Consider the following 26,558-nt stretch of genomic DNA (forward strand, 5'->3'; position numbering starts at 1 on the left):
GCTCACCCTGCCAGGGAGGGGCCCGGGGCCCGCCCCAGTCCGGTGGCGAAGGTGCGCATCAGCTCGTCGGGGCCTTCCAGGAACCCGTAGTGCGGGCCCTTGAGGAGGGTGAAGGTCGTCTCGCCGAGGTCGGACCACTCGTGCAGGAGCTGGTGCGGGACCTCCACGTCCTCGTCCCAGCCGAGCACAGTGGCGGGACACGGCAGCGGGTCGGGGTCCGCGACGCCGTAGCGCTTGTGCGCCGCCACGTCGAAGAGCAGTACCTCCAGGCTGAGTTCCACCATGTCCGGGCGGGGTACGCCGCCGAGTTCCGTGATGAGGGTGCGGACCTCCTCGCGGAGCTCGTCGTCGCTCATGTCGAGGAACCGGCCGTGCACGCCCTTGTGCGGGGCCACCTGGGAGGAGACGAACAGGCGTGCCGGCACGGGGTAGCCGCGTCGCTCCAGGCGGAGCGCCGTCTCGTAGGCGATCAGCGCGGAACTGCAGTGGCCGAAGAAGGCGAACGGGCGGTCCAGATAAGGAAGAAGCGCCTCGCAGAGCATGTCGGCGAGTGAGCCGAACGACATGAAGGGGTCTTCCCTGAGCCGGTTCTCACGGCCGGGGAACTGCACCGGGCAGAGCTCGACGTCCCCGGTGAACCTGGGCCACTTCCGGTACATGCTGGCGCCGCATCCGGAGTACGGCAGGGCGAACAGGCGCGCCCCGGCGTCCGGTGACGGCTCCTCGAGGAACCAGCGTGGGCGACGGTTTCCGGTCACGGGTGCTCCTCGTTCGGGCTGGACTGCGGTGAGCGGCCGTTCTCGTCCTGCGCCAGGAGCCGTTCGAGTACCCGGCGGGCCAGGCCGTCGATGTCGACGCGTCCGAACAGCTCCCGCACGGGGAACTCCACGCCGTACTCCTCGCGTACGCGGTTGCGCAGCTGGAGCAGCGACAGCGAGTCCCCACCGAGGTCGAGGAAGTCGTCGTCGACCCCGATGCGCTCCAGTCCGAGCAACTCACAGAAAATCTCGTGCAGTTCGAGCTCGATGGGCGTCTGCGGGGCGCGGTAGGGGACCTCCGCCGCGGGTTGTGCCGGCTCCTCGCTCCACGGCATGGGCTGCCGGTCCACGGGCTTGGTGGAGACCGGTGCGTCGGGATCGGCCGCGATGCCTTCGAGGATCGTGACGAACTCGGCGGCCATCTCCGTGACGGTCGCCGCGTCGAACAGCTCGCTGCTGTACTCGAGGAACGCCCGGTAGCCGGTCTCGTCGTCGGGTTCGAGGTCGAGCGCGAGTTCGTAGCTCGCGGCCTTCGAGTCCGGGCGCAGCGGCTCGATCACCAGGTCGGGGGTACGCAGTTCGGGCACCGGCATGTTCTGCAGCACGAGCATGGCCTGGACCTGCGGAGTGCCCGCCGTGGACCGGCGCTGGACCCGCAGCAGCTCCAGGGCGGACTCGAACGGGAACTCCTGATCGTCGAAGGCCTCAGCGCAATTGTTCCTGACGCGCCGGATCAGCTCACGGGCCGTCGGCTCCCCCGAGACGTCGGTGCGCAGCAGCAGCGGGTTGACGAAGAAGCCGATCAGTGCGGCGAGTTCGGGCCGGGTCCGGCCGGCCATGGGGGACGCGACGGTGATGTCCTGCTGTCCCGAGTAGCGCGAGAGCAGCACGTCGAACGCGGCCAGGAAGACCATGAACGCCGTGGCCCGCTCCTGCCTGGCCAGCGCGTCCAGCCGGGACACCAGGGGGGCCGGCACCGTGAACGTGTGGGTGTCGCCCGCGAAGGTGGGTTCGGCCGGGTACGGGCGGTCGGTGAACAGCCGCAGTGGAGGAGCGCCGTCCAGGCGGCGCTGCCAGCGCCGGGCCAGCCCGCTGAGCTTCTCCCCCCGCAGGTTCTCGTGCTGCCACATCGTGAAGTCCGCGTACTGGATCTCCAGCGGCGGCAGCCCGGGGTCCTCGCCGCGCAGGTACGCGCCGTAGCAGGCCGTCAGCTCGGCGACGAAGAGGACGGACGACACACCGTCGGTGACGATGTGGTGCATGACCAGTACCGCGACATGCTCCTCGGGAGCCGTGCGCAGCAGCCGCATCCGCACCAGGGGGCCCCGGTACAGGTCGAACGGCTTCGTCACCTCGGCGGTGACGGCCGCCTCCAGGTCGCCGCGAGCGACGTCGGTCACCGGGACGTCGAGCTCCGGGGCGGGGCCGATGATCTGCACCGGACCGTCCTCGTCGAGGTCGAACACGGTGCGCAGCGCCTCGTGCCGGTCCACGACGGTGTTGAGGGCGCGGCGCAGTGCCTCGGTGTCCAGCCGGCCGCGCAGCCGCAGTGCCGCCAGCACGTGGTAGGTCGGACGGCCGGGGTTGATCTCGTTCTCCAGCCACATGCTGCGCTGGGCGAAGGAGGCGGGGAAGACCAGCACCTCGTCGTCAGTCATGGGCGGCACCCTCTCCGGTCGTCGGGGTGCGCCCGGAGCCGCTCGGACGCTTCCTGCGGAACGCCGACCTGTCCCTGGGGCGGATCGCCGGTGTCTCCTCGGGCTCCGGGGCCTGCGCCTGCTCGTCGATGTAGGCGGAGACCTCCGCGACCGTGGGGGTCTGGAAGAGCTGGCCGAGGGGAAGGTCCAGCTCGAACTCGTTCCGTAGTCTGTCGATGACCGCGGCTCCCATCAGCGAATGGCCGCCCAGGGCGAAGAAGTCGTCGTGGATGCCGGGGTTGTCGACGCCCAGGACGTCCGCCCAGATCTTCAGGACCCGCTGCTGGGTGGTGGTCAGGTTCTTCACCGCCTCGCGGCCCTTGGTCCGGGGCTCGGACGCCTCGTACGGCGGCGGGAAGGCCGTCACGTCCAGGTGGCCGTCGGTACGCAGCGGCCAGGCGGTCACGGGCTCGACGGTCGCCGGGACGGCGTGCAGCGGCAGCCGGTCCCGCAGGTAGCCCCGCAGCAGGGCCGGCATGGAGCGCGCCCACGCGCCGAACGCCGGGTCGGGGGCCGGCGCGGCGGCGGCCGGCTCGGCACGGGTGTAGCCGCCCGACAGCAGCCGGGACAGCGGCACGGCCGAACCGGGCTCGGCGCTCTGCGCGCGCAGCGCGACCGTCAGCTCGTCGAGGCGTGTTCCGCTCGGGCCGGCGGCCGCCTCGTAACCGGCGGCGTGCGCGACGGCCAGCAGGGCCACGGGGTCGACGTCCCGATCGGCGGGTACCGGACGGTTCAGGGCTCCGGCGACCGATCCGGCCGTGGTCGTCCCGCCGTCGTGCAGCGCCTCCAGCGCCGCCGCCGTCGTGGCGAGGTCCGAGTGCGGTACGCGGTGGATGACGAGGTGGTCCGGGGCGTCCGCGGACCGCAGCAGGTCGCCGAACATCTCGGCGGTCAGCCGCTCGGCCGCCCAGTCCCGTCGTTGCACGAGCGGCGGGACGGCGTCGCCGGGGCCGACGTGCAGGACGGCGTCGTAGCGGAACCGGGTCAGTTCGCCGGGGTGCGGACCGATCCTGCGCACGAGGGCGGCATCGGTCACGCCGGGGAGCCGTTCCGCGAGGTCCAGGAAGAACTCGGGCGCCAGCGCGAACCCTTCCGCGGCGGCGGCGCGCCGGGCGACGGCCTCGCGCAGCTGCGCCACCGGGGTATCGTGCGGGAGCCGGTCCAGCTCGGCCGGCAGGAAGATCGCCTCCTGCCCCCCGAAGTCCGGCACGTCGCTGACGACGATCCTGCCGCCGGGAGACACCACCCGGACCGCGTGGGTGACGATCTCCTCCAGGTAGCCCGCGTCGGGGCAGTAGGCGGCGAGATTGTTCACGACCACGGTGTCGAAGCCGGCGTCCTCGAAGGCCGTGAAGTCATCGGGCGCCAGGTCCAGGACCTCCACCACATCGGCCTTGGACGCCAGGCGGTCGCGCTGGGCGCCGATGTGCCCACGGGCGCGTACCGACATCTCGGTGGCCCGGTAGGCGTCACAGCGCGGGGCCAGGCGGAACAGCAGGAGCCCGTTGCGGCAGCCGATCTCCAGGATGCGGCGCGGTCCGGCGTCGAGCACCTGCCGTACGGCCGCGTCGGTCCACTCCCGCAGGGCTTCGGCGGTCAGCTCCTCGCCGCTCCTCGGGCTGCGCCAGCCGGTGGTGTTGAGCGCGGGGTCGCTTTCCGGGTCACGCCCCAGATATGCCTGGGCGAAACGGTCACGCCTTCGTTCGGGGTCCGGCGCGGGCGTCTTCTCGGGGAGGACGTGGGCGACGAGTACGCCGGCGTCCGTCACCGAGAGGTGGGCCCTGGCCGCCGCGGGATGCGCGGCCAGTTCCGCGGCCACGTCCCCCAGTTCGACGGGACGGCCCTGCAGCACCGTGCGTCCGGCCGGCCGGCCGAGGATCTCCAGTGTGCCGGGAGTCACCCAGCGTGCCCGGTCACCGGTCGGCCTCGGCTCGTCCTGCGTCCAGCGGGGGCGGTCCAGATGGCCGGCGGCGCGGGAGGAACCCGCCATGTACAGGTCGCCCGCGACACCGGCGGGCACCGGCCGGGCGTGCTCGTCCAGTACCGACAAGCGGGTGTCGCCGAGTGGAGCGCCCACGGGAAGGCGGCCGGAGGCGACGGCGGCGGGGTCCCCCTGGCACACCCGGTGGGCGGCGACGGGACCGGCCTCGGCCAGTGAGAGGACGTTGAAGAGCTGGGCGTGGGGGGCGAGACGGAGGAACGCTTCGGCCGTGTCGGGCCACAGCTCCCCGCCCGCGCAGATCACGCGCGGGGGCACGGCCGTGCCCGGCTCCGCGCCCGGCGCGGACGGCCGGGAGGCGGTCAGCAGCGCCTCCAGTCGTACGGGGTCCGTGAGCAGGATCCCCTGCCCGTCGTCCGCTCCGGTCGGCGGTGTCGCGGCGGACCCGAGACACAGGCGGCCACCGGCGCCCAGCGGCCACAGCAGCGCGGTGACCAGCAGGTCGGCGGTGACCTCGCCGGACACCGTCACCTGCTCGCCCGGCTCCAGCGGGAAGGCGCCGCGCAGGCCGCGCACGCGCGCGGCCGTACTGGCGTAGGTGTGCGCGTTCAGCGTCCCGCCCCGCGACCGGATGAGCAGCGCGGGGTCCTGCGGCCCCGGCGTCACCGCCGGCGGGGTGCCCGGGTACGAGCGGATGCTCTCGTTCTCGGCGTCCAGCGCGCACAGCACCGCACCCGTGTCGCGCGCGCTGTCGAGCAGTCCGGCGGAGATCAGTTCCGTGGAGGTGAGCACCACCGCGGGGGTGCAGCGCCGCACCGCGTCGGCGATCTCGTCCCGGGTGAGCGAGGCGTCCAGTGGGAGCGCGACGGCGCCCGCGGCGAGGATGCCCAGCAGCGCGACGGGGAGTCCGGCCGACACCGGCAGGCGGAGTGCGACGACGGCCCCGGGCCCGACGCCGTGCTCGGCGAGCAGGTAGTGGGCCAGCCGGTGGGCCTCGCCGGTGAGTTCCCCGTGGGTCAGCCGGTCTTCGCCCGCGCGTACGACCGGAGTCTCGGCGCCGCGGTCCCGGTGTGCGGCGATGAGGTCGAGGACGGTGTGCGGCTCCTGCGGGGCGCTGCCCTCGGGGCCGCACACGACGGCGTCCCGCTCGGGGCACAGCGGCAGGTGCCACAGCGCCTCGTCCGGGTTCGCGACGGCGCCTTCGAGCAGGCTGTACACGGCGTTCAGCAGGCGCTGGACGGTCGCCGTGTCCATGATGTCGGCGGCGAACCACAGTTTGCCGTCGATACCGCCGCCCTCGGTGGGCGAGAGCTCGAACTCCAGGTCGAACCTGGCCTTGCCGGTGTCCAGCGTCTCGATGTCGACCGTGAGACCGGGGATGCTCAGCTCTTCCCAGGGGGTGTTGTGCAGACCGACCATGTGCCGGATGAGGGGTGTGTGCGCGCTGGCCTCACGCTCGGGATTGATCTCTTCGATGATCTTCTCGAAGGGGACGTCCTGGTGGGCGTAGCCGTCCGTCGCCTCCTTCCGCACGTGGCGCAGGAACTCGCGGAACGTCAGCCCGTCGGCCGGCTCCACGCGGATCGGGAGCGTGTTGACGAAACTGCCGACCACCGACTCGGTCTCGGCCCGGTTCCGGTTGGCGACCGGCACACCCATGACCAGGTCCCGCTGGCCGCTCCACCGGGACAGCACCGCGGACACACCGGCCAGGAGGACCATGAACAAGGTGGCCCGCTCGGACTCGCCGAGGGCCTTGAGGCGCTGGACGAGCGCGGCGGGCATCGCCACGTCGATCGAGCCACCGTCCCAGGTGCGCTCCGGCGGACGCAGCCGGCCGGTGGGCAGCTCCAGCGCATGCGCGCCGGTGAGCCGCTCCCGCCAGTACGCCAGGTGTCCGTCGAGGGCGCCGCCGGCCTGCCACTCCTGCTGCCACAGGGCGAAGTCCCCGTACTGTACGAGGGGTTCGGGGAGCGTGGGCTCGCGGTCCGCCGCGTACGCCTCGTAGAGCGCGCTCAGTTCCTGGAGCAGGATGCCGAGCGACCAGCCGTCGGTGGCGATGTGGTGCTGGCTGAGCAGCAGCAGGTGCTCGTCGTCGGCCACCTGGAGCAGGACCGGCCGCAGCAGCAGGTCACGGGTCAGGTCGAACGGCCTGTCGACCTCCTGCTGGTGAAGCCGGCGTACCGTCTCGTCCCGTCGCTCGTCGTTCAGGCCCCGCAGATCGTGCACGGGCATGGGGACGCGGCACGGCGCGGCGACACGCTGCACCGCGTCGCCCCCGTCGCCGAGGTGGAAGGTCGAACGCAGTACTTCGTGACGCCTGAGGAGCTCGTCCACGCAACGCTGCAGCACCCCGTGGTCGACCTGTCCGCGCAGCTTGGCCACTCCCACGATGTTGTACATCGTCGACGTCGGCTGCAGCCGGTGGAAGAACCACATGCGCTGCTGGGCGAAGGACAGGGGGAGGTGCGTACGCTCCCCCGGCCTCGCCGTGATGCGAGCCTCCGCGCGGTCCAGTCCCTCGTCGTCGAGGAGCTGGTCCAGAAGCTTGCGCTGGTCTGAGCTGAGCCAGTCGCTCCCCATGGGTGTAAAACCACCTCGCGCTGCTAGAAGATCAGGGTCTGTCGCGCCACTCCACACCTGCCGCTGGAGCCAACACGCTCTGCCCCGGGGTCGCCCGGCCGGTAGTCGGTAGCTTCCCGGACGTGCCCCGGCGCGGCCGTTCTCCCGGTCCGGTACGAGGATCGCCGGGGGCGGCGGGGACGGCCATCGGTCGTTTCCCCGACTGGTGCCGTTCCCGGGCCGGCGAGAAGACTTCCACCCCTGCGCGGGTCCAACGGCCACCCGTGAAGGGGCACATGCCCCGTGCCGGCAGGGACCGAGCGCGTCATTCGCAGGGAGTCGTCTTGTCCTCTGAGTCCCTCCCCCTCGCCAGGGGATCGCAGCAGACAGCCAACGGCGCCCGGCAGGCGCAGGGCCCCGCCGGGGGCGGCGGGCGAGTGGGCGGTCTCGCACCGACCGCGGCCGCCGCCGTCCGCCTGCGGGGGCGGCTCGACACCTCCGCGCTCCAGGACGCGCTGTCCGATCTGGTGGGCCGCCACGAGGCCCTGCGCACCGGCATCACGTCCGGCCCCGGCCAGGAGCCGGTGCGGGTGGTGCACCCGCCGGACCGGGTGGCGGTGGAGTTCAGCCGCGACGACGTCGGGGCGCGGGAGGTCGAGGCGCGCCTGGCGCGCGTACCGGACGGCCGGACGGACCCCGGCTCGAAGTCGCCGCTGCGCGCCGAGCTGTGGCAGGTGCGGGACGCCGGCGGGCCGGCGGGCACCCCGGAGTGGATCGTGCTGATGCGCGCCCCGGAGTCCGTCGCGGACAGCCGGTGGATGGAGATCCTGCTGGCGGACCTGGCCGCGGCGTACCGGGCGCGGCTCGCCGGACGTCGGCCGGATCCGGTCGCGCCACCAACGCCGCCGCACGCCGCCCGGGTACGCGAACGGAAGGCCGGGCGTTCGGCGCGAGAGGTGCAGGCGTACTGGGCGCGGCGGCTCGCCGGCGCGGCCCCGCTCCAGCTGCCCACGGACCGGCCGGTCACACCCGGACGGTCGGGTCACGGGGCCGCCGTGCCCGCCGAGTTCCCCGCGGACCTCGCCGACGCGCTGCGTGCGCTGGCCGAGGCGGAGGGCACCGACCTGTTCACGGTGCTGCTCAGCGCGACCGCGGTCGTTCTGGGGGGCTGGTCGGGGCGTACGGACGTCGTCATCGGCGTACCGGTCCCCGGCCGTGACGCGGACGGGCCCGGATCCCTCGTGGGGGACTTCGCCGGCGTGGTGCCGCTGCGCGTCGGACTGGCCGGCGGTGAGCCCTTCCGGCAGCTCCTGCGGCGGACCGACGCCGCCCGCCGGGAAGACCTTTCCCACGCGGACACGCCGGCCGGGCCGCACGGCGCGGGCGGCGGGCCGGACGCGGGACCCGCGCTCGCGCAGGCGCTCCTGGCCTTGCGCGGGCCGCTGCCGGAGCCCCCGCGGTTCCCCGGGCTCGAATCCGAGTGGCTCGGCGTTCCGGCGTCCATGGCCGGCATCCAGGTCCGCGTCGAACTCGCCCCGACGGCTTCCGGGGCCCTCACCGGCTCGCTGATCCACGCGACCGATCTGTTCGACGGCGCCACCGCGCAGCGGCTCGTCGAGTCACTGCTGACGGTCTGCCGGGCGGTGGCCCGTGCCCCCGACAGTCCGGCGCCGCCGCCACTGATGTCGGACGCCCAGCACCGTCTGATCACCACCGGTTTCAGTGGCGCCGGCCGGCCCGGGCCGAGCTCACCGCCGGTGCACGCCTGGTTCGAACAGCGGGCCGACGAGGCACCGGACCGCGTCGCGGTGATCGCCGACATCGGCGGCTCCCCCGCTCAGCTCTCCTACCAGGAGCTGGAGGAGCGCGCCAACCAGGTCGCGTGGTGGCTGAGGGGACGCGGCGTGGGCGCCGAGGACCGGATCGGCGTGCACCTGAACCGCGGCCTCGACCTCGTCTGCGTGCTGCTGGGCATCTTCAAGGCGGGCGCGACCTATGTGCCGCTGGATCCGCAGTCGCCGCCCGAACGGCTCGACCACGTCGTCCGGGACGCCGCTCCCCTGCTGTGCCTTTCCGACTCCGGTGGCGGTCCGCCGTCCGGTGGCGGTGTCACCGAGGTCGTCCCGTTCGGCGACGCGCGGGCGCGGTTCGCCGCCTGCCCGGTGAAGCGGCCACCGGCCGGTGCCCTCGGCGCCGGCGCGGCCTGTCTGATCTACACGTCGGGATCGACCGGGAGACCCAAGGGCGTCGTGGTGACCCATGCCGGCCTGGCGAACCAACTGGGCTGGCTCTGCGAGTCGATGGGCTTCGGGCCCGACGACGTCACCCTGCACAAGACACCGACGGGCTCGGACCCCTCCCTGTGGGAGATCCTCGTCCCGCTGATGAGCGGTGGCCGCCTCGTGCTCGCCGACGCCCGCGACCAGGGCGACCCCGCCTACCTCCTCGACGCGCACGCCCGGTACGGCGTCACCGCGTGCGACTTCTTCCCCTCCCTGCTGCGGCACTTCCTGGCGGAACCGGGGGTCACGGAGCGCGCCCGCGACCTGCGCCTGGTCATCTGCGGCGGCGAGGAGCTGAACGCCGATCTGTCCCGCCGGTTCGCGGACCTGCTGCCCACGGCCCAGCTGTACAACCTGTACGGGCCGACGGAAGCCACGATCGCCGTGACCTTCCACCAGGTGACCGGCAGGACCGTGGACCCGATCCCGATCGGCCGCCCGATACCCGGTACCGAGATCCACGTCCTCGACGAGCACGCCAGGCCGCAGCCCATCGGCGTACCGGGCGAACTGTTCATCGCCGGCGTGCAGCTCGCGCGAGGCTACCTGGGCCGGCCGGGGCAGACGGCGGACAGGTTCGTCCCGCATCCGCTGTCCCCCGGTGCGCGGCTCTACCGCACCGGTGACCGGGCCAGGTGGCTCGCGGACGGCGCTCTGGAGTACCTCGGCAGGCTCGACCACCAGGTCAAGATCCGTGGCTACCGGGTGGAACCGGCCGAGGTGGAGGCGGCGCTGACGGCACTTCCCGGGGTCGGTCAGGCCCTCGTCCTCGCACGGCCCGCACCCGGCGGCGGACTTCGCTTGGTCGCGTACCTGACCCCGTCACACCCCGGGGCGGTCACCGACACCGCGTCGCTGCGCCGGGCGCTGGCCCGGCTGCTTCCGTCCGGTGCGGTCCCCTCGGCGTTCGTCCGGCTGGACTCCTTCCCCCTGACCCCGGTGGGCAAGGTGGACCGCGAGCGGCTGCCGGCACCGGCGGACGGCCGCCGGTCGGCGACACCCGCGGCACCTACGGGATCTCCGGACTCTCCGACGCCCGCGGCACCTCCGGACTCCCCGACATCCGCCGCACCTCCGGACTCCCCGACGCCTCCGGCTCCCCCGGCGAACGAGGTCCAGGAGGTGCTGACGGGCATCTGGTCCGACGCGCTGCCCGCGGCGAGTCCCCCGGGCATCCATGACACGTTTTCCTCGCTCGGCGGCGATCTCGAGTGTGCCGAGCGTGTCGTGTCCCAGATCCGCGCCCTGTTCCGGATCGAGCTGCCGGCCCGCCGCGTCATCGAGGAGGCCACCATCGAGAGGCTCGCGAAGCTGCTCCAGGACCGGGACCCGGCGAAGGGCGACGGCGTCGCACGCACCGCCCGGCTCGTCCTGCGCGTCCGGGCCATGTCGCCGGACGAGATCACCGCGAAGCTGCGGGGCTGAGGCGGTGCGCTCCCGGAGGGCCTCCCCCGGACCACGTACCCGCGGGCGTACGGCCGTGCCGGCGTCCTCGCGCGACGATCGCGCGTTCTGGCACCTGTGGTGCGCCACCGGCGTGTCCGGCCTCGGCGACGGCATCCGGTTCGCCGCCTTCGCCCTGTTCGCCGCGGTCCTGACGAGCGACCCGCTGCTGGTGTCTCTGGTCACCGTCGCCGGCCAGCTTCCGTGGCTGTGCGTGGGGCCCTTCGCCGGGGTGCTGGTCGACCGGTTCGACCGCCGCGGGACGCTCTGGGCATGCGATGTGGCGCGCGCCGCGGTGATGGCCTGCTTCACCGTCCTGACGCTCCTGGACCGCGTGGACATCACCACCCTGACGGTGACCGCGTTCCTGCTCAGCTCGATCGAGACGCTGGCCGACAACCTGTCCCAGGCGATCACCCCGGAGGTGATCGGCTCACGTTCCCTGGACTCGGCGAACAGCTGGCTCTTCGGCGGCCAGTTCATCACGAGCGAGTTCCTCGGCACGCCGCTCGGCACCCTGCTGTTCTCCATGACGTACGCGCTGCCCTTCACCGTCGACGCGGTGACGTTCGCCCTGTCGGCGGCGCTGATCCTCCGAATCCGGGGCAGCGGAGCCCGTCCGGCGCCGCGCACGGCCCGGCCGGTGGTCGCCGACATGGCGGACGGGGTGCGCCGGCTGCTCCGCCATCGCGTCCTGCGGCCCCTGTGCCTGCTCATGGGCATGCTGAACTTCGCCGTTCTCGGTGTACTGGGTGTCGCCGTGCTCTACGCGCTGGAAGTGCTGCGGGTCAGCCAGACGACGTACGGCCTGCTGATGACGGTCGTCGCGGTCGGCGGACTGATCGGCCTCTTCGTCGCCCCGGTCCTGGCGGCGAGGATCGGCCACGGCCGCACTCTGCTGGTGGCCTTCGCCCTGTGCCCACTGCCCCTGGTCGTCGGGGGCGTCACCTCCGATCCCCTCGTCGCGGCGGCGGCCCTCCTGTTCGTCGGCGTCAGCGTGTCACTGGGCAACGTGGTGACGACGACGGTACGCCAGACGCTGATCCCGCCCGGCATGTTCGGGCGGATGAACGCCGCCTACCGGCTCTTCGTCAACGGCCTCGCGCCGCTCGGCGCGTTCGCCGGCGGGATCGTCGCCCAGCAGTACAGTCTGCGCGCGCCCTTCTACCTGGCGGCGGCCGTGTGCGTGCTCCTGGTCCTGGCCGCGCCCAGGCTGCTCCGCGACCTCCCGAAGAGCGCCGCACCGGCCCGGGTGCCGTCCGGCGAGTGAGGCCGGGACGGCGGCCGCCGGTCCGCGTCGGCGCCGCCCCATCCGGGTTTCTCCCGACTCCCCGGCAGGCGTTCGGAAGATCACAATGAAGCCTTGCGTCAACCCGTGTCCTTCCCGTTCGGTGAACCGGAGCCCGCCTTGTCCTCCTCACCCACAGCGCAGTCGGACCACCGCGGTGCGCGCGCCGCCGACGAGCGACCGCCGCGCGAGCGCACACTGCCGGACCTGCTGCAGGAGCGGGTTCGTACCGATCCGCACGCCACCGCGCTGGCCGACGACGCGGCCACGCTCAGTTTCCGGCAGCTCAACGCGCGGGCGAACCAGCTCGCGCACCTGCTCATCGGCCTCGGCGCCGGACCGGAGCGGGTGGTCGGGGTGGCCCTGCCGCGTTCGATCGACGCGATCGTGGCCATGGTGGCGGTGCTCAAGACCGGTGCCGCCTACCTGCCGCTCAACCCGGACTACCCGGTGGAACGCATCGCCTTCATGGCGGCCGACTCCGCACCGGTCACGGTGCTGGCGGCCGACACGGTGGGCCTGAAGCCGGCGGACCTCCCGGGCACCCGGCTGCTCGGCTGGGAGGGCCTCGACACCTCGGCGTACCCGACGGCCGATCCCACCGACGACGACCGGACGCGGCCGTTGCGGGCCGCGCACCCGCTGTACCTCATCTACACGTCGGGCTCCACGGGCGCGCCCAAGGGCGTGCTGATGCCCGCCCTCAGTCTGGTCAACCTGCTGGCCTGGCACGCTGAACGCTTCGCCTGCGGACCGGATGTCGTCGTCGCCAACCTGTCGGCCATCGGCTTCGACTTCTCCATGCACGAGATGCTGGCCGCGCTGGTGCACGGCAAGCGGCTGGCCGTCCCGACCGAGGAGACCCGGCGTGACCCGGTACGGCTCGTCCACTGGCTCGACCGCTACGGCGTGAACCAGGTCTTCCTGCCCAACGTCCTCATCGAGTCGATGTGCGAGGCGGCGGAGGAGGCCGGCGTCGCGCTGGACGGGCTGACCGACATCGTCCAGTCCGGTGAGCCGCTGGTGCTCGGCGAAGGCATGCGGCGCTTCGTGCGCGAGCACCCGGGACTACGGGTGCACAACCACTACGGCGCGACCGAGATGCAGGACGTCACCGCCTGGATCTGCGACGCGGACACCCTGCGCCCGCCCGCCGCGGGCACCCCCCTGTGGAACACCCGCGTCCACCTGCTGGACCGGGAGCTGCGTCCCGTACCCGACGGTGTCGCCGGGGACCTGTACGTCTCCGGCGTCGGCCTGGCCCGGGGCTACCTCAACCGCCCGGGGCTGACCGCGGAGCGCTTCCTGCCCGACCCGTTCGGTGAGCCGGGCCGGCGGATGTACCGCACGGGCGACGTGGCGCGCTGGAACGGCGACGGCGAGCTGGAATGCCTGGGCCGGAGCGACAACCAGGTCAAGCTGAACGGCTTCCGGGTCGAACTCGGCGAGGTGGAGGCTCACTTGCGTGAGCGACCCGAGGTGGCCAGGGCCGTCGTCCTGCCGCGGGAGAACGCCCGAGGCGGCAAGCAGCTCATCGCGTACGTGGTCCCGGCCGGTCCGGCACGCCCCGACTCGCGGGCGCTCCGGCTCGAACTGGCGCGGGTGCTGCCCCCGCACATGGTGCCCGCGGCCGTCGTGACGCTCACCGAGTTCCCGCTGTCCTCCAACGGGAAGATCGACCTGCGGGCCCTGCCCTCCCCCGCAGCCGGGAGCGGCGGGGGCCGGCCCGGCACGCCTGACGAAGAGGCGATGGTGGACGCCTTCACCGAGGTACTCGGTGTCGCCGACGTCGGGGCCGACGACGACTTCTTCGCGCTGGGCGGCGACAGCATCGCCGCCGTGCGGCTGGTGATCCGGGCACGCCGCGACGGGAAGGCCATCAGCACACGCGACGTGTTCGAACTCGGCACGCCGCGCCGGCTCGCCGGCGCCGGAGCCGTACAGGACGTACGGAACATCCCGGTACGTCCGCTGCTCGCCCTGCACCACAAGCACCTGGGCCGGCTGCAGGCCGCCCGGCCGGACATCGAGCACCTCCTGCCCGTCAGCCCGGTCCAGCAGGGGTTCCTGTTCCACCGGCTCCAGGACGCGGACGGGCCGGACGTCTACACCCAGCAGCTCGTACTACGGCTCGGCGGCCGGGTGAGCGGTACCGCGCTGCGCGCCGCGGCCCGCGAGCTGCTGGCTCGGCACGAAGCCCTGCGGGCGGGCTTCTTCACCGAGGGCCTGCCGGAGCCGGTTCAGCTCGTGGCCGCGGAAGCCGAGCTGCCCTGGAGGGAGACGGATCTCTCCCAGCTGGACGTCCGCGACGCCGATGCGGAGGTCCGCCGGCTGACCGAGGAGAGCCGCGCCGTCCCCTTCGACCTGTGCGCGCCCCCGCTGCTGCGCCTGCACCTGATCCACAGGTCGCCGCAGGACCACCACCTGGCGATCGACTACCACCACATCCTGCTCGACGGCTGGTCCCTGACCCTCCTGGTGCGCGAGCTGTTCGCGCGCTACCGGGGTGACGGCGATCCGGCACCCGCACCGTCCACGCGCGACTGGCTGCGGGCGATGCGCTCCCGGGACGGCGACGAGGCGGCACTGGCCTGGCGTACCGCGCTCACCGGGATACCGGAGCCGACCGTCCTCGCCCCGGCGGCCGACGGCGCGCGGCCGGCGCCGTCGTCGGCCCGGTACGTCCTGGACCTCCCGGCCCGCACCACCGACTCGCTGGCCGCGCTCGGCCGGGCCGGCAGAGTGACGGTCAACACCATCGTGCAGGCCATGTGGGGGGTGCTGCTGGGGAGCGAGACGGGCACCCGGGACGTCGTGTTCGGCACCACCGTCTCCGGGCGTACGCCGGACGTGGAAGCGGTGGACCGGATGATGGGGCTGCTGATCAACACCATTCCGGTCGCGGTCAGGATCCGGCCGGAGGAGTCCGTGTCGACCATGCTGCGACGTCTCCAGCACGAACACCAGACGCTCGTGCCCCACCAGCACCTGGGCCTCGGCTCCCTGCAGCGGCTGCTGGGCTGGTCGGCGGAGTTCGACACCTTGCTGGTGTTCGAGAACTCCGAGATGCAGCTGCACACCACGGCGGGGGCGGCCGAGGAACCCAGGGTCACGGAGGTGGAGCTCAGCGACGACACGCACTACGCCATCAGCCTCCTCGCCACCCCGGGCCCCCGGCTGCGGCTGAGTCTCACCTACCGGCCCGGCCTCATCGGCGCGGACCGGATCCGCTCCCTGGCCGGGCGGCTGGCGCGGCTGCTGACAGCCGTGGCCGAGGATCCGCACCGGCCCGTCGGGGAACTCCCGGCCGCCGCCGGTGCGGAGAGTGCCTCGGTCAGCTGACCGACAGCGTCGAAGCGGCGGAGACCTCGGCGAAGGAGCTGAGGTCCCGCGCGCCCAGGGCCCGGGCGAGCGCGGCGGTCACCGGCCCCAGGGCGCCGTCATGCGGCAGGCTGTCACCGACGACGCCGTCGATCCACACGCCGCCGCACTGCGGCCGATACCGCACCTGGCACGTCACCTCCGCCGAGCCGTCCGTCACGGAGACCTCGGCGGTCGCCTCCGTCCCGTCGGGCACGGCCACCGCGCCGGGCGGCAGCGCCACCCACAGCGACGCGGACGGGCTGCGCAGAACCTCCGCGCGGTAGACCTCCTCGATGTCCTTCCAGCCGACCTCGCGGCCCTCGGGCTCACCGTCCTGGACGGCCCGGTTGAGCAGCCGGGTCGGGAACTCCGGCCAGCCCGGGCGCACTCCGAGACCCGACACGTGCCGCGGGTTCAGCTCGGTGGCGGCGAACCCCTTGTCGCCGAGCAGCCCGTCGATGCTGAAGATGCCGAGGTAGCCGAGGGAGTCGGCAAGTTCCTGGCCGACTCGCCTGGCGTACTCGCGCAGCCGCTCCCGCTGTTCGTCCCCGGCCCGCCAGTAGGTCGAGGTGCCGCAGTAGACGAGCTGGCCCGTGCCGGGGCGGTGCAGCGTGATGACCTCGATCGGGTCGAAGACCGCCACTCCGTCCGGGAGGACCATGCCCATGGCGCTGCAGGGCACGCCCGGAACGAACGCGGCGATGCGCACCATCTCGGTCCGCCCGCGCAGTTGCGCCAGAGCCGCGTCAAGTTCGCCACGGCTGCGTACCCACCGCAGGCCCTGCGAACTGCCCAGCACCTCACGGGTCGTGTCGATGGCCACCATCACTCCGTGGCCCTGGTCCAGCGCGGCGGCCGTGCCGGTGAGCGCCGGGTCGTCGACGGGGCACACCACGTGCGCCGGCGCCGGGATGCCGACGGTCCGCCACAGCTCGTCGATCCGTGTCTTGTCCTCCCAGGCCTCCCAGCCCTTTCGCCAGTGGCCGTACGCGGGCCGGCCGCCCAGTTCGGCGTACTCGGCGTAGGTGGTGCCCAGCATGTGGCAGTCACGACCGGGGTCCACCTCGTCCAGCCACTGAAGCAGTTCGGCGGGCCGCGTGCTCAGCCACGCCTCGAACTGCCGGTGCGTCATCTCGAGTCCGCGCTCGGCGCAGCTCCACACGTGCTCGGCCGGCGGATCTCCGGGGGCGGGCCGGGTGTTGATGACGACGGCGGCGAGGCTCGCGCCGGAACGGCCCAGCTCCTCCGCCAGCGCCTTCATCCCGCCGTTGAACTTGTGCACGGTCATGATGACGCGCCGTCCGGCCCAGGTCCGGCGCATGTCGTCGATGACCCTGCTCAGCCGCTGCCGGGCCTCGTCCAGCCCGGTCTCGGAGGTCCCGTCCACTCGCTCCGCCGTGCTCATGTCGCGCTCCCGTCCATCTGCCGGCGCAGGCTGAGCGGCCGCATGTCGGTCCAGACCTCGTCGATGTACGCCAGGCACTGCTCGCGCGTTCCGCTCATGCCGTCGGCCCGCCAGCCGGCCGGGACCTCGGCGTCCGCCCGCCAGATCGAGTACTGCTCCTCGTCGTTGACCACGACGCTGTAGGTCTCTTCGCGCGCCTCGTCAGGCATCGGTGCTCCTTGTGAGAAGGGTTGGGCGGGTCGTGGGCCGGGCCGGACCGTGTCAGTCGTCGGGGCCGTCCTGCGCCAGGAGGTCGGTCACCTCGCTGTCCGACAGGTTCTCCAGGCCGGCCAGCAGCCGGCTCAGCTCCGTGGGGTCGGCCTGCGACCACTGGGCCTCCTGGACCGCGACCGCGACGTCCGCGATGCTCGAACTGCCGCTGAGCAGCTCGCCGACCGGCAGCTCCACGCCGAAGTCCCGTTTGATGCGGGCCGTGATCCTGGTGGCGAGCAGCGAGTGCCCGCCCAGTTCGAAGAAGCCGTGGGTCACGGACACCGCGGGCAGTTCGAGGACGTCGCACCAGATGTCCGCCAGTCGCTGTTCCACCGGGTCGCGTGGCCGGCTGAGTCCGGCGTGATCGACCGGCACGGCGGGCTCCGGCAAGGCCGACCTGTCCAGCTTGCCGTTGGGTGTCGTCGGCAGGGCGGGCAGGACGACGAAGGCCGCGGGCACCAGGGCGGGGGGCAGCCGCTCGGCGAGGAACGCACGGAGGGAGCCGTCGTCCGGCCGCCCGCTTCCCGCTCGGTCTGCGTCTGCGGCTCCGTCCCCGTCTCCGTCTCCGTCTCCGTCTCCGTCTCCGACAAGGTAGGCCACCAGGCGCGGTTCGCCCGCGACACCGCTGCGGACGTCCACCACCGCGGCGGCCACCCGCGGGTGGGCGGCGAGCGCGGCTTCGACCTCCGCCGGCTCGATCCGGTGCCCCCGGATCTTGACCTGGTGGTCCAGACGGCCGAGGAACTCCACCATGCCGTCCGCCGACCATCGCGCCCGGTCGCCCGTGCGATACAGCCGGCCGCCCGGCTCGAACGGGTCCGGCACGAAACGTTCGGCCGTCAACGCCGGTCTGCCCAGGTATCCGCGGGCCACCTGGACGCCGCCGATGTGCAGCTCGCCCGCCACACCGACCGGAACCGGCCGACCGGAGCCGTCGAGGACGTAGACCCGGGATCCGGTGAGCGGGCGGCCGATCGGCAGCCGGGCCCGGGCGGTGAGACCGGGGTGGATCCGGCAGCCCGTGACGTCGATGGCCGCCTCGGTCGGGCCGTACAGGTTGTGCAGTTCGACGTCGGGCAGCAGTTCCCGCGTCCGTGCGGCCAGGGCGGGCGCCAGTTCCTCACCGCTGCAGATCACCCGGCGGAGCACATCGGCGCACCGCGTCGCTTCGGGCTCGTCGAGGAAGGCCCGCAGCATGGAGGGAACGAAGTGGCAGGTGGTGACGCCCTGTTCACGGATGAGCCGGACCAGGTAGGCCGGATCACGGTGGCCGTCGGGACGCGCGAGGACGACGGGGCTGCCCGCGACGAGCGGCCAGAACACCTCCCACACCGCCACGTCGAAGCCGACCGGGGTCTTGTGCAGGACGCGCTCCGCCTTGGTCAGTCCGTAGGCCTCCTGCATCCAGGCGAGCCGGTTGACCACTCCGGCGTGGTGGTTCATCACCCCCTTGGGCGTCCCTGTGGTGCCCGATGTGTGGATCACGTACGCGAGGCTGTGCGGCGTGGCGGTGGCCGGCGGTCTGGTGGCGGGGAAGCGCGCCGCCGGGTGCGGATCGGCGTCGAGACACACGACCGCGGGCTGTCCGGCTCCGTCCAGGGCGCGGGCGAGCAGCCCGGACGCCGTGTCCTGGTCGGTCAGCACCACGCGTGGCCCGGCGTCGCGCAACTGGGCGGCCAGCCGCCCGTGCGGGTAATCGGTGTCCAGGGGCAGGTAGGCCCCGCCGGCCTTGAGTACGGCGAGCAGGGCGACGACCAGTTCGGGTGAGCGCGGCAGGCATACCGCCACCGGCTGGTCCGGCCCTGTTCCCAGGTCACGCAGCAGCCAGGCGAGCCGGTTCGCCCGCTCCTCCAGCCCGCCGTAGTCGAGGACGCGGTCTCCGGCGATCACCGCCGGTGCCGTCGGGTCCAGGTCGGCCTGCCGCTCCACCAGCGCGTGCAGCATGTCAGGGGCCGCCGGAGTGCTGCGCACACCGCTGAACTCGTCGGTGACACGGGCGCGTTCGGCCGCGCTCATGACCGGCAGGGCGGTCACCGGCGAGTCGTCCGGCAGCCCGGGCCCTTCGGTGGCGGCGCTCAGCAGCGTCGTGAGGGCGCGGGTGATCCGCTGGACGGTGTCCCGTTCCAGGAGGTCGGCGGCGTAGACGACGTGTCCGGTGAGCCCGCCGTCCGGCTGTTCGGCGAGGTGCAGCGCCAGCTCGAACTGGGCTCCAGGCGCGGGCAGTTCGAAGGCCTCGGCCCGCACTCCGCCGGCTTCCCAGGGGGCGAGCGGCACGTTGAGCGCGAGCACGGCGCGGACGAGCGGGGCCCGCCCGTCGGGGCGGTCCTGGCAGACCTGCCGCACGATCTCGTCGAAGGGCATCGACTGGTGGGCGTAGGCAGCGAGGCAGCGGGTCCGCACCCTGGCCAGCAGTTCACCGAAGGCCGGTGCGCCGGAGGTGTCGATCCGCAGCGGCACCACGTTGGCGAACAGCCCCACCTCATCGGCCGTCTCGTGGTCCCGTCCGGCGGCCGGGGTGCCGACGACGAAGTCGTCCTGGCCGCTCCACCGCTCCAGTACGGCGCCCAGGCCGGTGAGCAGCACCATGAAGAGGGTGGCCTGCCGGGACCTGGCGTACTGCCTGAGCCGGCCGGCCTGTCGGGGGCTGAACCCGAATCGCAGCGAGTCGCCGCGCCAGGTGGGCGACTGCGGCGGTGGAGCGTCGAGTGGAAGGTCGAGCGGGACGGCGGAACCGAGCGTCTCCCGCCAGAACGCGGCGTCGTCGTCGCCCCAGGACGGGCCCGGGGCGGTGCGCGGGCCGGCGGGAGCGGCCGGTGCCGGCGGGGGGCCGCCCGTCGCTCGCCCGGCGTACCGCTCGCCGAGACCGCGCAGCAGCACACCGAGCGACCATCCGTCGACGACGATGTGGTGGGCGGCGATGCCGAGGTACCAGTCGTCGGCATCGCGCTGGACGAGGACGGCCCGCAGCAGGGGGCCGGTCGTCAGGTCGAACTTCGCGGTGGCGAGCTCCTCGACCACCTGATCGAAGCGGCTGTCCCGTTCGGCGCCGTCCGTGCCGGTGAGATCGACCCGGCGCAGCGGTGTCGGTCCGGCGGGCCGGACGACCGTCGTGAGCGAGCTCTCGGCGTCCTGGACGAAGGCCGAGCGCAGGACCGGGTACTGGAGGGTCAGGTCGTTCAGGCACTGGCCGAGCAGGTCGGGGTCGACCGGCCCGGTGAGCCGTACGCCGCCGTGGACGTGATAGGCACTGCCGGCGCCCATCTGGTCCAGCAGCCACATCACCTCCTGGGCCCTGGACGGCTTCGGGGTGTCCGGGACGGCCGTCCGTCGTGGCGGACCGGTGACGCGCGGCGCGGCGGAGTCCCGCCGGGTGACCAGTGTCTCCAGCTGGGCGGGGGTCAGCCCGTCGAGCAGCCGGTCGACGGTGAGTTCCACGCCGTACGTCCGGGACAGTTCGACGATCAGGCGGACCGCCCGCAGCGAGTCCAGGCCCTGCCCCAGCAGGCTCTCCGTGGGCCGGATCCGGTCGGGAGCGGCTTCGAGCGCGGCGGCCACGGTCCGGGTCAGGGCACTGTGCGTGGCCCGGTTCCCGGCCTCGCTCTCATGGGCTGCGGCCACCGGTGCCAGTTTTCCGTCCAGCCATTGCCGTCGCATGGCGTCGCGGCGGACCTTGCCGCTGGTGGTGCGGTCGATGGCACCCGAGCGGACCAGCACCACGTCGCGCAGGGCGAGGCCGTGCTCGGAGGCGACCGCCTCGCGCACCGCTGACAGCACACGGGGCGCCTCCTCGGCCGTGGGCCTGGGCGCGATCTCGTGCACGAGCACGACCCGCTCCTCGCCGTCGGCGTCCACCGAGAACGCGGCCGACCGGCCGAGCCGCAGCGACGGGTGGCTGCGGCTCGCCGTCCGCTCGATGTCCTCCGCGTAGTGATTGCGTCCCCGGACGACCATCAGGTCCTTCAGCCTGCCGGTGACGAACAGTTCACCGTCGAGCTCGAAGCCGAGGTCGCCGGTACGGAGGAAGGAGCGGCCCGGGTGACCGGGCAGTTCCACGCCGAAGGCGGAGGAGGTGCCGGTGTCGCCCCAGTACCCGCCGGTCACGCTCGGGCCACTGACGCAGACCTCACCGACCTGGCCCGGAAGACGGGCCCCGCCGTTCTCCGGGTCCACCACGACGACCAGGTCCTCGCCCTGGGGGCGCCCGCATCCGGTGAACGACGCGGTCGGCCCGCCGTCCGGGCCGGCGGCGAGCACCGCCTCGCCCTCCTCCAGCTCCCGGCGGCCGACCTCGACGACGCGCGGGCCGGCCGGGGACCTCCCTCCGGTCACGAACAAGGTGGCCTCGGCGAGGCCGTAGCACGGGTGGAACGACGAGCGCCGGAAGCCCGTGCCGGCGAAGGCACGTGCGAAGTCCTCGACGGTGTCGCCGCGGACCGGCTCGGCGCCGATCATCGCGTGCCGCAAGGTGCTGAGATCAAGCCCCGCGCGCTCCTGCTCGCCGATGCGCCGGACGCATTCGCGATAGCCGAAGTCGGGCGCCGCCGTGGCGGTCGCCCGGTGCCGGCTGATCGCCTCGAGCCAGCGCAGGGGCTTGCGCAGGAAACCCGTCGGGCTCAGCAGCGTGCACGGGAAACCGGCGTACACCGGTTGCAGGATCCCGCCGATCAGCCCCATGTCGTGGTACGGCGGCAGCCAGCTGACGGCTCTGGTGTCGGCGTCGGGCTGCAGCACGCGGCCGATGACCGCGAGGTTCTCCATCAGGTTCCCGTGCCGCACCTTGACGCCCTTGGGGGAGCCGGTGGATCCGGAGGTGTACTGCAGGAAGGCCAGGTCGGCCGGCTGGACGGCCCGCGCCGTCCGGTGACGCGCGGCCGTCTGCGCGGGCTCGTCGGTGAGGAGCCAGTCGAGCGAGTCCACGAGGGGCTGTGCCGCGTACTCGGCGCGGACGGCGGCGGTGCTCAGCGCGACCTTCGTGCCGGCGTCACCGGCCACCGCCAGCATCCTGGTGATCCCGAGCCGCCCGGTCGGCAGGTACACCGGGACGGCGACGACCCCGGCGTACAGGCAGCCGAAGAACGCGGCGACGTAGTCCGGCCCGGGCGGGTACAGCAGCAGCGCGCGCTGCCCGGTGACTCCGTGTTCGCGGAGCACCCCGGCGACCTCACCGGCCCGCCGGTCGAGCTGCTGGTAGCTGACGACCCGCTCGGCCTCCCCGTCCCCGGCGAACTCGAAGCAGGTCAGCTCAGGTGTCCGGTCAGCACGTTCCCGCAGGACGTCGACCAGGGTGCGACGGTCGTTCACCTGCTGCGGACCTCCCCGACGATGGGCATGTGCTTGATACCGGCCACGAAGTTCGACGCGAGGTGCTCGACCTCACCGGCCCGTTCGATGTCGGAGAAGACGCTGAGGATCTCGTCGAACAGGGCCCGCAGGGTGACCCTGGCGACCGTGTGTCCGATGCAGTAGTGGCCACCCGCGCCGAAGGCGATGTGCCGGTTCGGTTTGCGGCGGAGGTCGAAGGTGAACGGGTCGGCGAACGCCGCCTCGTCCCGGTTCGCGGAGCCCAGCCAGACCACCACCGCGTCGCCGGACCGCACCTTGCGGTTGCCGATCTCCACGTCACGCAGGGCGTGCCGCATGAAGTGGTTGGCGGGCGAGGCCCACCGCAGCGCCTCCTCGACCGCCGTCGAGACGGTGACCCCGTCGGCGCCGTCCAGCAGTTCGCGCAGGGTGGGGGTGCCGATGAGCGAGTCCAGGGCCGCTGGGGGCACGTAGGGCGTGGTGACGTTGGCGCCGAGCAGCAGGCTGTAGCAGTTGGAGAGCACCTCGCCGAGCCCCAGTTTGCGGCCCTCGAACTCCATGGAGAGCAGGAGACTGATCAGGTCGTCGCTGAGGTCCCGCTGCCGTTCCCTGACCACGTCGGCGAAGTAGGCGAAGAGTTCGCGGTGGGCCTGCCGCAGCGCGGCGTCCGGACCGCCCGCCACCGTGTACTCCGGGTCGTCCGGGGCGATGGACATCAGGGTGAGCCTGGTCAGCCGGGGCCAGTCCTCCTCCGGCAGGCCCATCAGCATGCCGGTCACGGCCATGGGCAGGTGGGTGGCCGCCTCGGCGATGTCGAAGGGTTCCCGGGACATGGCCGGTTCCAGCAGCCGGCGCACGTGGGCCCTGATCTGCTCCGAGGAACGTTCCACCGACTTGATGGCGAGCGCGCGCTGCAGCGGCTCGCGCATCTTGGTGTGCCGGGGCGGGTCGGTGGCGGCCATCTGCTGGCCGCCGGCCGGGTCGTCCTTGCCGAGCAGGTTGAGCAGGGTGCCGCGCTGGGACGTGAAGGTCTCGTGGTCGCGCAGCACCCAGGAGCCGTGCTCCAGGGTGGTCACCGACCAGAATCCCAGGTCGCTGCCGACGGGGTGCCAGCGCACCGGGTCGTACTTGCGCATCGCGGCCCAGACGGGATGCGGATCTCCCTCCGAGTACAACCGGGGGTCGACGAGGTCGACCGCGTCCAGGTCCATGTCCTCGGTGACATCCACTGAGGTGGGTATTCTCATGCTGCTCGATCTCCCGCGGGTCGATGGCCAGCCACCGCTCAACGGCCGGATCCCCATTGCATCGCCGTGACGGCGAATGCTGGAGTCCGGAGAAGCCCGGACTGCGGCCCGGACCCGGGCGGCCACGGCCGGTGCGTGGGCGAAGCCTTCGGTGTGCCGGGTCCCGGACCGACGGTGCGGCCGCCGACCGTGCTGTTACTGTGCGCGCATGACCCAGCGTGTGCCTGCCACAGGTGGCGAGAAGGACAGTCTGCGCATCAGCCTCGACCGGCACCGCGATGTGGTGCTCTGGAAACTCCAGGGCCTCGACGAGGACCAGGTGAGACGGCCGATGACGCCGTCCGGGACCTCGCTGCTGGGGCTAGTGAAGCACCTGGCCGCCACCGAGTACGGCTGGTTCTGCGAGACGTTCGGCCGTGAGACGGAACCGCTGCCGTTCGACGACGACGACCCGGAAGCCGATCTGCGCCCCACGCCCTCGGAGACGACGGCCGACATCGTGGCGTTCTACGGCCGGGCCCGTGCCGCGTCCGACAAGGTGATCGACGAGCTGGACGTGGACGCGGTGGGCACCGCCTGGCACGGCGAGTCCGTGACGCTGCGCTGGACGCTCATTCACATGATCGAGGAAACCGCCCGCCACGTCGGGCACATGGACATCGTGCGCGAACTCCTGGACGGCCGAACCGGCGACCACCCGCGGGACTGATCGCCCGGCGCCGTACCCGCAGGCGGCCGCGGCGCCGTGCGGGGACGGCCGCGGCGCCCCCTACGGGGCGTACCACCGCGTGGTGGCGCGGGCGAGCGCGGTGCCCCGGCTGTCGTACAGCACCGACGTGCTGGCGAAGCCGTGATCGTCGCCGGTGTCGAGGCGGCCCACCACGACACACCGGTCTCCGGGGGCCGGCGAGGTCTCCAGTTCGGCGCGCATCCAGCCCAGCACCCTCGGCGCGGCGACCAGGTCCGCGGTCCACCCGGACGGGCAGTCGAGGACGCTCCAGACGAACTCCGCGGCCACCCGGCCGTCCTCGCCGGTCCCCGCCGCCTCGTCCGGAACCCACGGGCAGGCGACCGTGGCCGCCCGGCCCGGCACCGGGCCCGGGGCCAGCAGCAGCCCGTCACCCGGTTCCCGGTCCGGTCCACAGGCGAAACAGCGCGGATACGGGTGGTTGACCTGCCCCCGGTACCGTCCGGATGCCCGGACCGCTTCCTCCCACGACACCGGGTCGACATGGCCCACCCGGTGCTCCGTGGGCGCGGCGGTCGCGATCAGCTGGTCGCCGTCCCACAGATGCGCTCTGCGGCCGCCCACCTCGGCCCGCAGGGGACGGTCCAGACGGGGCGGCGCGTGCAGGGTCACCGCGACCGGCGCCGGGCACAGCCGGGCGAAGGAGCCGCACACGTAGCCGCCGTTGGCGCTGCCGTCCGGCCCGTTGAACCGGCCGTCGACGGTGAGCTGTCGGATCTCTGGCACGATCACCCCTCGTGGGTCGGGCGCAGGGCCTCTCGCTGGGTCGGGGCCCTGCGTCGAGTGGTGATGCGGGCCGGCCGCGAACCGGGCGGCGGCGGTCCGACATCCCCCGGACACATCGTCCAACGCGGCGGCGCCGGCCACCGTCCGGACTTCTCCGGACTGGAGCGGCCCCGTCCGTGGCGATCGAATGAGGACCCACCCGATGGAGCCCCGTCACAGCCACCGGGTCCGCAGGAGACCGGTCCCGTCGGACCCGCGACGGGAGATCCCGGACAGAGGCCGAAGCACCCAGCCATCCCCGCCTGTCGCAGGGCGGTCGCAGAAGAGAGGCGGCCGACGAGTGCACTCCGACGCCAAGATCGTCAATTCCTGGAACGAGTGGGACCCGCTGCAGGAAGTCGTTGTGGGCAGCGCCGACAACGCCTGCTTCGAGCCGACGGAACCCGGACACAAGCCTCAGGAGCGTGGTCTGCCCCCCTCGGCCGAACGGCGGCCCTTCCCCACCGGGCCCAAGCCGCAGGCGACCATCGACAAGGCGAACGAGGAACTGGCCGGCCTGGTGGCCCTCCTCGAGTCCCAGAACATCACCGTGCGACGCCCCGAGCCACTGGACTTCTCCGCACCGCTGAAGACCCCGACGTTCGAGGTCGAGAACCAGTACTGCGCCGTGTGCCCGCGGGACGTGATGATCACGCTGGGCAACGAGATCCTCGAAGCCACCATGTCCCGCCGGTCGCGCTACTTCGAGTACCAGGCCTACCGCGAACTCGTCTACGGTTACCTGGCCGCCGATCCCCGCATGAGCTGGTCGGTGGCGCCGAAGCCCACCATGGCGGACTCCATGTACCGTGAGGAGTTCTGGGACTGGCCGCTGGAGAAGCGCCACCGGGAGATGCACAACTTCGAGTTCTGCGTCACCCAGGACGAGGTGGTCTTCGACGCCGCGGACATGTGCCGGCTCGGCCGGGACGTCCTCGTGCAGGAGTCCATGACCACCAACCGGGCCGGCATCAAGTGGATCACCAGGCACCTCGAACCGCAGGGATTCCGGGTCCATCCGGTGCACTTCCCGCTGGACTTCTTCCCCTCGCACATCGACGCCACGTTCATCCCGCTGCGCCCCGGCCTGATCCTGACCAACCCCGACCGTCCCATCCGTGACGGCGAGGAGAAGATGTTCCTCGCGAACGACTGGGAGTTCGTCGAGGCGCCGCAGCCGAGTCTGACGAACGACGAGATGCCCACCTACTGCCAGTCGACGAAGTGGGTGTCGATCAACGTCCTCAGCCTCTCCCCCACCAAGATCGTCTGTGAGGAGAGCGAGAAGGCGCTCCAGGAACTGCTGAGCAAGCTCGGGTTCGAGGTCTTCCCGGTACCGTTCCGCAACGTCTACGAGTTCGGCGGCTCCCTGCACTGCGCCACCTGGGACGTCCGCCGGGAGGGCACCCGCGAGGACTACTTCCCCAACCTGGACTACACCCCGCTCACCTGAACCTCGGCCGAACCGCCGGTGCCCGCCGGCGCGAAGGGTTGAACCCCTTCGCGCC

At 72.7% G+C, this 26,558-nt stretch carries 13 protein-coding genes; 5 read left to right on the forward strand and 8 right to left on the reverse strand.

Features of this window, described 5'->3' with window-relative positions:
* Positions 1 to 2: 2 nt before the first annotated feature.
* From ACFQ9Z_RS17410 to ACFQ9Z_RS17420, 3 genes are read right to left on the reverse strand one after another with little or no spacing between them, the layout of a single operon-like run.
* The gene (locus ACFQ9Z_RS17410; protein WP_235902651.1) at positions 3 to 758 is read right to left on the reverse strand and encodes a thioesterase II family protein; all 756 of its coding nucleotides are present in this window, start codon (positions 756 to 758) and stop codon (positions 3 to 5) included.
* Positions 755 to 2,416 carry a condensation domain-containing protein gene (locus ACFQ9Z_RS17415; RefSeq protein WP_383017754.1) on the reverse strand — a complete coding sequence of 554 codons (1,662 nt, stop codon included), beginning with the start codon at positions 2,414 to 2,416 and terminating at the stop codon, positions 755 to 757. The genes ACFQ9Z_RS17410 and ACFQ9Z_RS17415 overlap by 4 nt, the downstream gene beginning before the upstream one ends.
* The gene (locus tag ACFQ9Z_RS17420) at positions 2,409 to 6,977 is read right to left on the reverse strand and encodes a condensation domain-containing protein (protein ID WP_383017757.1); all 4,569 of its coding nucleotides are present in this window, start codon (positions 6,975 to 6,977) and stop codon (positions 2,409 to 2,411) included. Before ACFQ9Z_RS17420 ends, ACFQ9Z_RS17415 begins: the two co-directional genes overlap by 8 nt.
* 323 nt (positions 6,978 to 7,300) lie before the next feature.
* Between ACFQ9Z_RS17420 and ACFQ9Z_RS17425 the strand changes: the two genes are divergently transcribed.
* From ACFQ9Z_RS17425 to ACFQ9Z_RS17435, 3 genes are all read left to right on the forward strand, one after another.
* Complete coding sequence (locus tag ACFQ9Z_RS17425; RefSeq protein ID WP_383017760.1) at positions 7,301 to 10,663, forward strand: amino acid adenylation domain-containing protein; 3,363 nt, start codon at positions 7,301 to 7,303, stop codon at positions 10,661 to 10,663.
* 55 nt (positions 10,664 to 10,718) lie between these two features.
* The gene (locus ACFQ9Z_RS17430) at positions 10,719 to 11,951 is read left to right on the forward strand and encodes an MFS transporter (protein ID WP_383017764.1); all 1,233 of its coding nucleotides are present in this window, start codon (positions 10,719 to 10,721) and stop codon (positions 11,949 to 11,951) included.
* 93 nt (positions 11,952 to 12,044) lie between these two features.
* Positions 12,045 to 15,311, forward strand: coding sequence for an amino acid adenylation domain-containing protein (locus ACFQ9Z_RS17435; protein ID WP_383017767.1), 3,267 nt, complete (start codon positions 12,045 to 12,047; stop codon positions 15,309 to 15,311).
* On the opposite strand, the gene ACFQ9Z_RS17440 is transcribed toward ACFQ9Z_RS17435, so the two are convergent.
* Genes ACFQ9Z_RS17440 through ACFQ9Z_RS17455 form a run of 4 tightly spaced genes read right to left on the reverse strand, consistent with a single transcriptional unit; the run spans position 15,304 to position 23,537 of the window.
* Entirely contained in the window at positions 15,304 to 16,737 is a 1,434-nt protein-coding gene (locus ACFQ9Z_RS17440; RefSeq protein WP_383017770.1) for a hypothetical protein, read from the reverse strand. The genes ACFQ9Z_RS17435 and ACFQ9Z_RS17440 overlap by 8 nt on opposite strands.
* Positions 16,734 to 16,946: an MbtH family NRPS accessory protein gene (locus tag ACFQ9Z_RS17445; protein WP_143632818.1), complete on the reverse strand. Its 213-nt coding sequence runs from the start codon at positions 16,944 to 16,946 to the stop codon at positions 16,734 to 16,736. Before ACFQ9Z_RS17445 ends, ACFQ9Z_RS17440 begins: the two co-directional genes overlap by 4 nt.
* A gap of 52 nt (positions 16,947 to 16,998) precedes the next feature.
* Positions 16,999 to 22,290, reverse strand: coding sequence for an amino acid adenylation domain-containing protein (locus tag ACFQ9Z_RS17450; RefSeq protein ID WP_383017773.1), 5,292 nt, complete (start codon positions 22,288 to 22,290; stop codon positions 16,999 to 17,001).
* Positions 22,287 to 23,537, reverse strand: a complete 1,251-nt coding sequence (locus ACFQ9Z_RS17455; protein WP_383017776.1) for a cytochrome P450 — start codon at positions 23,535 to 23,537, stop codon at positions 22,287 to 22,289. Before ACFQ9Z_RS17455 ends, ACFQ9Z_RS17450 begins: the two co-directional genes overlap by 4 nt.
* A gap of 208 nt (positions 23,538 to 23,745) precedes the next feature.
* Here ACFQ9Z_RS17455 and ACFQ9Z_RS17460 point away from each other — a divergent pair, with 208 nt between their 5' ends.
* Complete coding sequence (locus tag ACFQ9Z_RS17460) at positions 23,746 to 24,246, forward strand: DinB family protein (RefSeq protein ID WP_143632813.1); 501 nt, start codon at positions 23,746 to 23,748, stop codon at positions 24,244 to 24,246.
* Positions 24,247 to 24,306: 60 nt separating this feature from the next.
* On the opposite strand, the gene ACFQ9Z_RS17465 is transcribed toward ACFQ9Z_RS17460, so the two are convergent.
* Positions 24,307 to 25,011 (reverse strand): hypothetical protein, encoded by a 705-nt coding sequence (locus tag ACFQ9Z_RS17465; RefSeq protein WP_365291042.1) that lies wholly within the window; start codon positions 25,009 to 25,011, stop codon positions 24,307 to 24,309.
* A 340-nt stretch (positions 25,012 to 25,351) separates the two neighbouring features.
* Between ACFQ9Z_RS17465 and ACFQ9Z_RS17470 the strand changes: the two genes are divergently transcribed.
* On the forward strand, positions 25,352 to 26,503 hold the full coding sequence (locus ACFQ9Z_RS17470) for a glycine amidinotransferase (protein WP_143632809.1): 1,152 nt from the start codon (positions 25,352 to 25,354) through the stop codon (positions 26,501 to 26,503).
* The last annotated feature ends 55 nt before the right edge of the window (positions 26,504 to 26,558 follow it).

The sequence above is a fragment of the Streptomyces sp. NPDC056580 genome (assembly GCF_042793175.1).
Lineage (GTDB): Bacteria > Actinomycetota > Actinomycetes > Streptomycetales > Streptomycetaceae > Streptomyces.